The sequence below is a fragment of the Vibrio breoganii genome, from assembly GCF_024346795.1.
GTDB classification, from domain to species: domain Bacteria; phylum Pseudomonadota; class Gammaproteobacteria; order Enterobacterales; family Vibrionaceae; genus Vibrio; species Vibrio breoganii.
Window position 1 is genome coordinate 2,530,123 of record NZ_AP024864.1, and the last position, 12,473, is coordinate 2,542,595.

The 12,473-nt window shown below is 47.0% G+C and carries 10 protein-coding genes; 5 read left to right on the top strand and 5 right to left on the bottom strand.

Annotation, left to right across the window (positions count from 1 at the left end):
• Position 1: 1 nt before the first annotated feature.
• The 4 genes from OCU35_RS11680 to OCU35_RS11695 form a co-directional block, all read right to left on the bottom strand.
• Positions 2-559, bottom strand: a complete 558-nt coding sequence (locus tag OCU35_RS11680; protein ID WP_261825398.1) for a phosphatase PAP2 family protein — start codon at positions 557-559, stop codon at positions 2-4.
• Positions 560-720: 161 nt separating this feature from the next.
• On the bottom strand, positions 721-3,828 hold the full coding sequence (locus OCU35_RS11685) for an efflux RND transporter permease subunit (protein ID WP_261825399.1): 3,108 nt from the start codon (positions 3,826-3,828) through the stop codon (positions 721-723).
• Entirely contained in the window at positions 3,825-5,150 is a 1,326-nt protein-coding gene (locus tag OCU35_RS11690; RefSeq protein ID WP_261825400.1) for an efflux RND transporter periplasmic adaptor subunit, read from the bottom strand. The genes OCU35_RS11685 and OCU35_RS11690 overlap by 4 nt, the downstream gene beginning before the upstream one ends.
• Positions 5,150-5,800 carry a TetR/AcrR family transcriptional regulator gene (locus OCU35_RS11695; RefSeq protein ID WP_261825401.1) on the bottom strand — a complete coding sequence of 217 codons (651 nt, stop codon included), beginning with the start codon at positions 5,798-5,800 and terminating at the stop codon, positions 5,150-5,152. The genes OCU35_RS11690 and OCU35_RS11695 overlap by 1 nt, the downstream gene beginning before the upstream one ends.
• 428 nt (positions 5,801-6,228) lie before the next feature.
• On the opposite strand from OCU35_RS11695, the gene leuA reads away from it, so the two are divergent.
• From leuA to OCU35_RS11720, 5 genes are all read left to right on the top strand, one after another.
• A complete protein-coding gene (gene leuA / locus OCU35_RS11700; RefSeq protein ID WP_065209439.1) occupies positions 6,229-7,779 on the top strand; it encodes a 2-isopropylmalate synthase in 1,551 nt (516 codons plus the stop codon).
• A gap of 68 nt (positions 7,780-7,847) precedes the next feature.
• Positions 7,848-8,939, top strand: coding sequence for a 3-isopropylmalate dehydrogenase (leuB, locus tag OCU35_RS11705; RefSeq protein ID WP_065209438.1), 1,092 nt, complete (start codon positions 7,848-7,850; stop codon positions 8,937-8,939).
• Between the two features lie 50 nt (positions 8,940-8,989).
• Positions 8,990-10,396: a 3-isopropylmalate dehydratase large subunit gene (leuC, locus tag OCU35_RS11710; RefSeq protein ID WP_017028783.1), complete on the top strand. Its 1,407-nt coding sequence runs from the start codon at positions 8,990-8,992 to the stop codon at positions 10,394-10,396.
• Positions 10,397-10,407: 11 nt separating this feature from the next.
• A complete protein-coding gene (gene leuD, locus OCU35_RS11715) occupies positions 10,408-11,010 on the top strand; it encodes a 3-isopropylmalate dehydratase small subunit (RefSeq protein WP_017028784.1) in 603 nt (200 codons plus the stop codon).
• 132 nt (positions 11,011-11,142) lie between these two features.
• Positions 11,143-11,922 carry a DUF547 domain-containing protein gene (locus tag OCU35_RS11720; RefSeq protein WP_261825402.1) on the top strand — a complete coding sequence of 260 codons (780 nt, stop codon included), beginning with the start codon at positions 11,143-11,145 and terminating at the stop codon, positions 11,920-11,922.
• On the opposite strand, the gene OCU35_RS11725 is transcribed toward OCU35_RS11720, so the two are convergent.
• Complete coding sequence (locus tag OCU35_RS11725; protein ID WP_102426981.1) at positions 11,919-12,464, bottom strand: DUF924 family protein; 546 nt, start codon at positions 12,462-12,464, stop codon at positions 11,919-11,921. The two genes, OCU35_RS11720 and OCU35_RS11725, sit on opposite strands and share 4 nt — an antisense overlap.
• Positions 12,465-12,473: the final 9 nt, after the last annotated feature.

Consider the following 12,473-nt stretch of genomic DNA (forward strand, 5'->3'; position numbering starts at 1 on the left):
ATTAGACTCCCACAATTGCCATTGCGATGAATGAACTGGCTAAACCCAGCATCATACCCGCAACGATATCGCTAAAGAAATGAACGCCAAGTAGGATTCGAGAAAGTGCAATGAGGCTAGCCCAAACCACAGCTATCACGGCTAAGCTCGGGAAGAAGGCGCAAGTTAATACCGCCATAATGGTCGCAGCAGCAGTGTGGCCTGAGGGCATGCTGTACTTATCCGACGGTTCAATAAAGTTGGTCAATCGAGAGGACAAATCATGGGGACGGCGACGGCGAAAGCTGTTCTTGGCAACCCAGTAAATCGGCAGCTCAATAACAAATGAAATCAGACCACAGGCAAGAAACAGACTGCCAATAGTCGAATCGGCGACCCAAGCGATTAGAGCAATTGCTGCGTAGAGATGGCCGTCTCCAGAGTGAGAGACAGCCCTGCTAAATAAGCCAACCTGAGAAGCAAATCTATGCTCAAGACAGAACAATGAAAATGCCAGATCAAAACGAACGATAGGGTTTATTCGCTGTACACCCTGATTTTCTAAATCAAAACTACTCATGTCGCCTTCCTTATCAACTTCCCAGATGGGTACCCAAAGGGTTAATGCCCAAACTAAGGAAGTTCAATGACAAGAAGGTGACGTTTTGTTTGAGTTGAGATTACATTTTAAGCACGTTTTGATGTATTCAAACTAAGCCATTGATAGTTGGACATTGATAGTTAGGCATTAAGGTTCTCATGTTTAGACACCTTACCAAAATCAGCCAATATGGAATACGCGCAAGGCACCATAAACAGCACCAACACTGTTGAGGCAAAGATACCAAACACTATCGATATCACCAGAGGCTGAATAACCTGAGCCTGTAGGCTTGTTTCCAAAAGCAATGGCAGTAAACCAGCTGCGGTTGTCATTGAGGTGATAAATACCGCTCGGAAGCGCTCTCGACTCGCCTTAACCACAGCATCATGCACTGTATCTCCTTCATCCACATGAAAGCGTATGTACTGAACCAAGAGGATAGAATCGTTCACTACAATCCCAGCAAGAGACACAAACCCCATAATACTTGGCATACTCATGTTATGCCCTAGCAAGAAGTGCCCCCAAATCACTCCAATAAAGGCCAGCGGGATCGCCAACATAACCACAAAGGGTTCGAGATAGCTGCGGAATTGGTAACTCAAAATCGCAAACACACCAAACAAGCCCACTAAGAAGCCTTTACCCATCGATGAGCCTGTCTTTGCTGTATCCTTTGACTCCCCTTCAAAATCAACACGAATACCCGGGTACTTCTGCTGAAGCTTGGGAAGTTCTTGAGTCTTGAACTTACTGATAATCTCCCCAGAGCTTACCTTTGAGGTGTCTAAATCACTGAACACCGCCACGGTTCGCATACCGTTGATACGTTGTATTCGCACATAGTTACGCTGGAAATCAAAGCTTGCTAGGGTTGCAAGAGGGATCTGTGCTCCGTCAGGCATGATAATTGGGAAGTTAGCCAGACGCTCAAGATTGCCCGCCTCTTCTTTGTCTAAACGCACCTCAATCTTAATGTTCTCAACGCCAATCTGGATCTCATCTGCCGTTTCACCATAGAAGGCGGCGCGCAACTGACTTGCAATCATCTGCCCATTCACCCCGTAGCTTTCAGCCCCAGGGCGCAATTTAACCAAGACCTCTTCTTTACCCATTCGCATGTCATCAAGCACGCCGTGCACGCCATCAAACTCATTCAGATAAGACTGTATCTCTATTGAGGCCGCCTTGAGAGACTCTAGATCATCATGTTGCAAGCGGATTTCGATTGCGCGCCCGCCCGGCCCCATAGTCGGCTGTTTAAATACCAGTGAAATAGGCGCAGCCATCTCCCCTGCATCTTCGCGCCAGGCATCAATAAAGTCATCAAGGATGGTATTTCGCACTTCTGCGCCAAGCAAGTCTAGGCGCACCGTTGCAATGTGCGGACCTGATTCATTGGCATCCGCATTGCTGTTAAAGCTTGCGGTAATGTGCTGAATTAAAGGAACGCCATTTTCGACGTTTTCGGTCCACTCTTTATCAAGTTTCTCAGCAGATTTAACCAGTCGCTCTACGACTTTTTCGGTTTGGCTCAATGAAGAACCTGGAGGTAGGATAATTCGCGCCTCTGCGATATCCCCATCCAACTCAGGAAAGGGCACAAACTTAAGATGCCCGCCGGCAAGCAGGGAAATAGAAATGAGCAAGGCTGCAATAACCGAGCCCATAAAGAGATAACGATACTCGACCGCTTTGTCCACCGCTCGCACTAAAGGACCGTTACGAAACTCTTCAAACTTCTCGAGAAAAGCCGTTTTGAAGCGCAGGTCTGGGCGCTCTTTCTTAGCACTGTGCAATGAGTGTGATAAGTGATGAGGCAAGATCAAGAAAGCCTCGATAAGACTGATACTCAGTACAAGAATCAACACCTGCGGTACCGCTTTTAACACAGCACCCATCTCACCATCTAAGAACAGCAAGCTACCAAAGATGCACACTGTGGTTAGAAATGAAGATACCACTCCGGGGAGCACCTTCTTCACGCCGTTTATTACCGCATCATCAATGCTTTGCCCCCGATCAAGATGCGCGGCTATCGACTCGGCAATCACTATGGCGTCATCCATCATGATACCGATGGCCATCAGCAAACCCACCAGCGACATGATGTTGATGGAAATACCCAGATTAGCCATCATAAAAATGCCACCAAGGAAAGCAACCGGTAGGCCTGCCGCAACCCAGAATGAATATCGCAAACTAAAGAACAGCCACATAGTGGCGAATACCAATACGATACCTTGCCATCCATTGCGCACCATCATGCTCAATCGATCCCACAGTACAGATGAGAGATCGTTGGTCATTTCAATCGTGACGCCATCAGGTGCGATCGCGCGTTGATCATCAACAAAACGGGTGACATTGTCTTTAATCCTAAGAGCATCATCTTCTTTGTTTTTACTGATCTTGAGTATGGCCGAAGGCTTTTCATCAAACAGTACCTTCTGTTCATCCAACTCGAAGCGATCGGTAATGGTGGCCACGTCACGAAGGCGCACAATAGAGCCATTAGGCCCCGAGCCCACTACGATACTCTCTAGTTGTTGCGGGGTGACTCGTCTTTCATCAAAGCGAATCAGTAGATTCTTTTCTGGCGTCTCTACGTTGCCACTCGGCAATTTTACGTTCTGCTTGCCAATCTGGGACGCTATGTCATTCACGCTCAGCCCGAGTTGACGCATGATGTAGGTATTGAGTTCGACACGATATTGATGGTCAGAGAAACCGGACACATCAACCAAGGAGACGCCATAGTCCAGCTTCATAGTACGCTTCAGGCTCTCTGCATAAGCCTTTAATTCTGGCCAACTTGTATCTGCAGTAATTGCCACATCTACCACAGGCTCGTTCCAATCCAGCTCTTGCACCATTGGAGATTCAATCTCGTCTGGGAAGTCATTGATCGAATTAATCTGCGTTTGCACATCCACCAGCATACGACCAATGTCTGCAGAGTTATCCAGCTTCAACGTTAGACGAGCGCTGCCTTCAATAGCCTCACAGGTGGTTTCTTCGATATTGGACAGCCCATCTACCGCATCTTCCATCCTGACACACAAGCTCTCTTCCACCTCCATTGGTGAGGCACCAGGATAGACGATGGTCGCCATAATGTAGGGAGGCGAAAACTCGGGAAAGGTTTCTCTCTTGATGGTGGGTAAGGTAAGAACACCCACCAAAAAGATAAGTAGCATCAGCAAGTTGGCCGCTGTTGGGTGTCTTGCAAAGAAACGAATCACGCGTCACCCTCCGATGCTTGTGGCTCGTCTTCAAGCATTTCAAGCTTCAGCAACATACCCGGTATCGCCGGCAATAGGTCGTTAAGGATCAAGGTATCCCCGTCAGAGAAATCCCCATCAACTACCACCTGTTGATCTCGTCGATAGAGTACGGTTACCGGCATTATTTTTAACTTACTGTCTTCGAATAAATACACCTTATCGCCGTGCAAAGCGCGCTCAGGGATCACCCATGCCGCAGACTCTGTTCCCTCGATCTTTGCTCGAACCAGCATGCCACTGACCATAGGCGGCGTACCGCTAGGAGAGAGTTGGCTGTAGTCTTGTTCAACCTCAAGAATCACGCCAGCAGTGGCTTGGGTAGGGTCGATAGAATCACTCACTCTTGCTACCTTAGCCGGCCATGTCGCTTTCAAATTGCCGCTAGATAAGGTGACCTCGGCATTAAGGCGTGAAAAACTTGGCAGTGGAGAGCCCACTGCATCACGCTCTTTCGTTTCAAGGCTTTGCACTAACAGCTGCATATCATGGATGGAAAGCTGAGCCTCAACCTCCATTACGTCTAGCCCTTGCGCGACTATCATCTCTTGTTGCAGGTTTACCACCTGATTAAGCTCGATATCCACAGAAGAAATGCGCAAATCGCGAGGAAGAACAATACTGGTTTTCTCAAGGGAGCGTTCTGCCTCTTGCACTTTAGCTTGGTTAACTTCTACCAAGGCTTCTGCCACTTTTTTCTCATCAGGGTACAGCGCCATCTGATTTTCAATGTCTTGAACGAGCTTCTGCTGCGCAAGGTAAGTCTGTTGCTGCGCATCAACATCAGACTGAGAGGCCACTTTTTTGCTCCTCAAATCTTGAATACGCTTGAGCTCTGTTTCTGCCAGCTTTAGTCGGTTCTTTTCAATCTTTAAGCTGCTCTTGCTGTTGCTATTCTCCAGAGCCAACTTTTTAAGCTGAGTTTCACTGGAGCCTAAATCCGCTTTGGCTTGAATCAGCTTTAGCTCATAATCTAACGGATCAATTCTGAGCACTTCAGTGCCCGCCGTCAAAATGCGCCCACGCTCAAGATCAGGGTTTCGATACACCACCTTTCCGGTAACCTCAGCAATCGCCTTCCACTCAAACTTGGGGGATACCTGTCCAAATCCGATGGCTTCTGGCGCCATTGATACTGGAGTCATGGTCATGACCTCGACAGGTCTTGCTCTGTCTCCTGCAGGTTTGGTAGGTACATCAGGTCGAGTTTCAATCATCACAACTAGGGTGATAATCCCGACAGCCAGCGCGGGAAAAAACAGCAGTTTTCGGTTAAGTTTCATTAAGTGTTGTCCTGGTTCTGAACCTTGGTATTTATCATTCCTGATGCGATGACACTGAGATTGTGCTGTAGCATCTCTTCTAGAAAAGTTGGTGTGAGCTCAATTTGATGCTTTTCCAGTATTGCCGGCGGAGAGATGAAGGGAAACATCAGCATGCTGATGAAGGTCAGCTTGCACTTCTTAACATCTAAGTCCGAGCGGAATACATTTTGCTTATCTTGGGTAAAGAGTAGGTCATCACCAAGCGTGCCTACGAGTTGATCAAACATCTTTTCCGTCACTTGGCGCTGAACCTCTGAGGGAGGTTGCATCATGATACGCGCGAGCATACGAGGAAACTCAGGGTCCTTACTCATGACCAGATAGTGAGCACGCATGATACTCTCTAAAGACTGCGAACTTGGACTTTGCTTATGCTTACGCATGCTGTCGAGTATCGGTGTCATTACCGAAGTTATCATGGCTTCAAATAACCCTTCTTTATTACCGAAGTAATAACGAATCATGGCCGAGTTTACTCCCGCCTTCTCTGCAATCAGGCGCGTTGATACTTTTTCATAGGGCATACTGCTAAACAATAACTTGGCGCTTCGAATAAGACTCTCTCGCGCCTCTGTCTTTTCCGCTGGGCGACCCGCCTTTCTAGACATCTAACTCTCACCACCGTTTAATTACTCACTTGATTAATTATAGTGATGTAAAACTGAAATAGAGAGGAGTTAAATTAATCAAAAACGTTGAAAGTGATTAATTTAGCTTAATCAATGCGTTAAAGATGAAATTAAGATGGCAAGTTTTACGGGTAAATCTAATTTTGAAGAAATGTTGAAGATTTATTCCACTTACCCCTTGACGCTTGCAGGCGAATTGCGGTACTAATTTGTTAACTTAATTGGTGGATTGTTTTTCTATTATGAAATTTGGTGTTTCAACTTCTCTACTGCTCCTCCTGATCGTGACTTAAACACGCGGGTTGCTAGTGGGCGAAAAACACCACCAAGATTGATAAAACCCGCAACTTGAATGCGGGTTTTTTTATGCTGAAATTTAATCACAACGCTGGAAAAAGGATGCCAACATGAGCGATAAGGTCATTGTCTTTGACACCACACTACGAGATGGCGAGCAGGCACTTTCTGCGAGCTTAACAGTCAAAGAGAAACTACAGATTGCCTATGCACTCGAGCGCTTGGGTGTGGACGTTATTGAAGCTGGCTTCCCTATTTCCTCCCCGGGTGATTTTGAGTCAGTACAAACCATTGCGAAACACATCAAAAACAGCCGTATCTGTGCACTGTCACGCGCAGTCGCTAAAGATATCGACGCGGCTGCAGAGGCGCTAAAGGTGGCGGACCAGTTCCGAATTCACACCTTTATCTCAACCTCAACCATTCATGTTCAAGACAAGCTTCGTCGTAGCTACGATGATGTTATTGAAATGGGTGTGAACGCGGTAAAACACGCACGTAAATACACCGATGATGTTGAGTTCTCTTGTGAAGACGCAGGCCGTACCCCTATCGACAATCTATGTCGTATGGTGGAGTCGGCAATCAATGCTGGTGCCAACACTATCAACATCCCGGATACTGTGGGCTACACCGTTCCTAATGAGTTTGGTAGCATCATCGAGACCCTATTTAATCGCGTTCCTAACATCGATAAAGCGATCATCTCTGTGCACTGTCATGATGACCTAGGCATGTCTGTGGCAAACTCGATTGCAGCGGTACAAGCAGGTGCTCGTCAGATCGAAGGCACCATCAACGGTATCGGCGAACGTGCGGGCAACTGTTCGTTAGAAGAGGTCGCGATGATCATCAAGACTCGCGAGAGCTTCTTAGGTGTTCAAACCAACCTTAAACACGATGAAATTCACCGTACCAGCAAGTTGGTTTCTCAGCTTTGTAACATGCCAGTTCAAGCAAACAAAGCGATTGTAGGTGCCAATGCCTTTAGCCACTCTTCAGGTATCCACCAAGATGGCATGCTAAAGAATAAGAACACCTACGAAATTATGACTCCTGAGTCTATCGGCCTTAAAAACCAAGCGCTGAACCTGACCAGTCGCTCTGGCCGTGCTGCAGTGAAGAGCCATATGGATAGCATGGGCTACAAAGAAGAAGAGTATAACCTTGATACCTTGTACGCTGATTTCTTGAAATTGGCCGACCGCAAGGGCCAGGTATTCGACTACGACCTTGAAGCGCTTATGCACTTTGCCAACCTTCGTGACGAAGATGACTTCTTCAAGCTTAACTACTTAAGCGTTCAATCTGGTAGTGTAATGGCTACCACTAGCATCAAATTGCAATGTGGCGATGAAGAAAAATGCGAAGCTGCAGTGGGCAACGGTCCTGTTGATGCTCTTTACCAATGTATTTACCGCTTAACTGGCTACGAGATTGATCTAGATAAGTTCGACCTTACAGCAAAAGGGGAAGGTGAAGACGGTCTAGGTCAGGCAGATATCATCGCCAACTACAAAGGGCGCAAATATCATGGTACAGGTCTTGCGACCGATATCGTAGAAGCATCCGGACAAGCACTTCTTCACGTAATTAATAGCATTCATCGTGCCGATCAAATCGAAGTGATGAAGCAAAAAAGAAACAAAGAAACCGTTTAATACTTTCGCCCCTTGTCCTATTCGCAAGGGGCAGCTCAAACATTTATAAATTTAAGGAAGACCATTTCATGGCAGATAAATCTTACAAGATTGCCGTTTTACCGGGTGACGGTATTGGCCCAGAAGTAATGCAACAAGCGCATAAAGTTCTTGATGCAATTGAAAGCAAACACTCTATTAAGTTTGAGCGTAGTGAGCATGATGTAGGTGGTATTGCTATCGACAATCACGGTTCTCCACTACCTGAGTCAACACTAAACGGTTGTGAAGCTTCTGATGCTATCTTGTTTGGTTCTGTAGGCGGCCCTAAATGGGAAAACCTACCACCAAACGATCAACCAGAGCGTGGTGCCCTACTTCCTCTGCGTAAACACTTCCAACTATTCTGTAACCTACGTCCAGCACAAATCCACAAAGGCTTAGAGGGCTTCTCTCCGCTTCGTGCAGACATCTCAGACCGTGGCTTCGATATCGTAGTGGTTCGCGAGCTAACGGGCGGTATTTACTTCGGCCAACCGAAAGGCCGTGAAGGCGAAGGCGCAAATGAGAAAGCCTTTGATACTGAGGTTTACCATCGCTATGAGATTGAGCGTATTGCTCGCATCGCGTTTGAGTCAGCTCGCCTGCGTGACAAAAACGTCTACTCCATTGATAAAGCGAACGTTTTACAAAGCTCTATCCTTTGGCGCGAAGTGGTAGAAGAAGTCGCGAAGGACTTCCCTGATGTTGAGTTAAATCACATGTACATTGATAACGCCACAATGCAACTTATCAAGGACCCGTCTCAATTCGATATCATGCTGTGCTCAAACATCTTCGGCGACATCATCTCTGATGAATGCGCAATGATCACAGGCTCTATGGGCATGCTACCTTCAGCGAGTCTAAATGAAAGCAACTTTGGTCTATACGAACCAGCAGGTGGCAGTGCTCCAGATATCGCTGGCAAAAACATTGCTAACCCAGTAGCGCAAATCCTATCTGCAGCGCTAATGCTACGCTACAGCCTAGGTGAAGAAGCCGCAGCAAAAGATATCGAAAATGCAGTCTCTAAAGCCCTAGCGGCCGGTGAGCTTACCGCAGATCTGGCGGGTGACAAGCCAGCGCTGACGACGTCAGAGATGGGCGATAAGATCGCTGAATACATTCGCAACTCTTAAAATGGATGAATTTCCTTCGCATTCGTTTGCGAAGGAAAAAGGAAAGAATAATGGCTAAAACCTTATACGAAAAAATCTACGATGCGCACATTGCGGTAGAAGCTGAGGGTGAAAACCCTATCTTGTACATTGACCGCCACCTAGTTCATGAAGTGACCTCACCACAAGCGTTTGATGGTCTGCGTGAAAAAGGGCGTCGCGTACGTCAAACAAGCAAAACCTTCGCCACTATGGATCACAACGTATCCACCACCACCAAAGACATCAATGCCTCTGGTGAAATGGCTCGCATCCAAATGGAAACATTGTCTCGCAACTGTGCTGAGTTTGGTGTTCGCCTTTATGACTTGAACCATAAATATCAAGGCATAGTGCACGTTATGGGCCCTGAGCTAGGTATTACCCTTCCGGGCATGACCATTGTGTGTGGTGATTCTCATACCGCGACTCACGGCGCATTTGGCTCCATCGCATTTGGCATCGGTACCTCTGAAGTTGAGCACGTGCTAGCGACTCAAACCCTAAAGCAATCTCGTGCTAAAACCATGAAGATTGAGGTTAAGGGTAAGGTTGCAGAAGGCATTACCGCTAAAGACATCGTACTCGCTATTATCGGCAAGACAACGGCTGCTGGCGGCACTGGCTATGTAGTTGAGTTCTGTGGTGAGGCGATTACCGATCTGTCTATGGAAGGCCGTATGACAGTATGTAATATGGCGATTGAGCTCGGTGCTAAAGCAGGCCTAGTCGCTCCAGATCAAACGACCTTTGATTACATTAAAGGCCGCAAGTTTGCGCCAACAGGCAGTGATTGGGATGAGGCTGTTGCCTACTGGTCTAGCCTAAAGTCTGACGATGATGCGGAGTTTGATGCAATCGTTACACTGGACGCGACAGAGATCAAACCTCAAGTAACATGGGGAACAAATCCAGGTCAGGTCATCTCAGTTGATACGCCAATTCCTAACCCAACAAGTTTCAGCGACCCTGTAGAGAAAGCCTCTGCAGAAAAAGCACTGGCTTACATGGGACTAGAAGCGGGCAAGTCGCTTTCTGATTACCCTGTTGATAAAGTATTTGTGGGCTCTTGCACCAACTCTCGAATTGAAGACATGCGCGCTGCAGCAAAAGTGGCACAAGGTCGCCAAGTTGCAAGCCACGTTCAAGCGCTTATCGTTCCTGGTTCTGAGCAAGTAAAAGCGCAAGCAGAAGCTGAAGGCCTAGATAAGATCTTTATCGAAGCGGGCTTTGAATGGCGCCTACCAGGTTGCTCTATGTGTCTTGCAATGAATAACGACCGCTTGGGTCCAAAAGAGCGTTGTGCTTCTACCAGCAACCGTAACTTTGAGGGACGCCAAGGCCGTGAAGGTCGTACGCACCTAGTTAGCCCAGCAATGGCAGCAGCGGCCGCAATCGCGGGTCATTTTGTTGATATTCGCACTTTTGAACAGCAGTAAGAGGAAATAACATGTCAGGTTTTAAACAACATACAGGCTTAGTCGTTCCTCTTGACGCTGCTAACGTGGACACGGATGCCATCATTCCAAAGCAGTTCCTACAAAAGGTAACTCGCACAGGCTTTGGTCAGCACTTGTTCCATGACTGGCGCTTCTTAGATGATGCTGGTGAGCAAGCAAACCCAGAGTTTGTAATGAATGAGCCTCGCTACAAGGGCGCAAGTATTCTGCTAGCACGCGAGAACTTTGGCTGTGGCTCATCACGTGAGCACGCACCTTGGGCGCTGGCTGACTACGGTATTCAAGTGATGATTGCACCAAGCTTTGCCGATATTTTCTATGGTAACTCCATCAACAACCAGATGGTTCCAGTGCGTTTAACGGAGCAAGAAGTCGATGAGATATTCACCTTTGTTGCAGCGAATGAAGGCGCTGAGGTGACGGTAGACTTAGAAGCAATGCTAGTGACAGCAAATGGCAAGCAGTACAGCTTTGAAATTGATGAGTTTCGTCGCCACTGCTTGCTGAATGGCCTAGATAACATTGGTTTGACGCTGCAGCACGCTGAGAAAATCACAGAATATGAGAACAAAATCCCGGCATTTATGCGTTAAGCATAATTTGTTGAAATAGAGTTCCCAATTGAAAGGTCTTGTTTATACAAGGCCTTTTTTGTTGCTAATACCAATTACACTAAGTAAGTGATCAGAAAGTACGATGGGTATAAAATCACACTGGAGAAAGACATGTACAAAGTATGGATATTGATTCTGTCACTGCTGTCATTTGACGCCTTTAGTGCGCCAAAATCTGAACCTTGGCCATTTTGGGACAAGCATACTCAAAGCACGCAACGCATCGATCACAGCCAGTGGCAGATTCTGCTAGATGCTTATCTGGTTGAACGAGGGGAAAATACGCTGTTTCGTTATGCCTCTGTCACAGACAAAGACAAGCAAGCCCTCAAAGCCTATGTCTCATCTTTAGCCGGCATCGACCCTCGTCAGTACGCTCAGGCAGAGCAATACGCCTATTGGGTTAATCTTTACAATGCTTTGACTGTGGACCTCATCCTAGATAACTACCCAGTAAAATCCATCACTAAGCTCGGCGGATTATTTAGCTTTGGACCTTGGGGAGAGGAGATTATTGAGGTAGCAGGTAAGCCATTGAGTCTCAACGATATTGAACACCGAATTCTGCGACCAATCTGGCAAGACCCTCGTACTCACTACGCCGTTAATTGTGCCAGTCTAGGTTGCCCTAACCTTCAGGTGCAGGCATTTACCGCAGACAATACCGAACAACTGCTAGAACAAAGCGCACAAGCCTTTATCAACAGTGGTAAGGGGGCAAAACTAAGCAATGCCAAGCTGCAACTGTCTTCTATCTATGATTGGTTTGCGGTGGATTTTGATGGGGAACAAGGTGTACTCAGGCACCTCGCAAAGTATCGCTCTGATCTCACGGGCTTTGAAGGAAAAGTGAGCTTTGATTACAATTGGAAGCTCAACAAAGCCGACTAAAAGCTTGAACCAGGCTGAGTGAGGAACTCTATTTCCTCACTACTGCTTTCTCGACCTAAAACCTTGTTTCGATGAGGGTAGCGACCAAACCGCTGTAAAATAGCGGTATGCTTGAGGTGAAACTCAACGTTTTGCTGTAAATCGCTTTGAGTAAACAGTTGTAATCCATGTTCGTGAATCAACAGAGATTCACTGTGCATATAAGGCATATAAAGAAAGCTACGCTGCTTAGGAGGGAGTTTGGCGTCAACGCCAAGGGAAACTGCCTCTTGAGCTAAGGCAAGGGCTAGAGGGTCACTTGCGAACCCCAATGGTGACTCTCTGAATAAATTACGAGAAAACTGGTCTAGTACGATAATCTCAGCCAACCTCCCCTTCGGAGATTGGCGCCAGTAGGCCAACTCGCATTCGCAAGCTTTAGCGTGCAACTCACCAAATCGCTGTTGAATCTGTTGATCGATTTCAGCACTAGAGCGAAACCAATCGCTTGGATTCAGCTCTTCGAACCAAAAGCTCAGCACATCATCGTAATTTGGCGTCATAGAGTACCC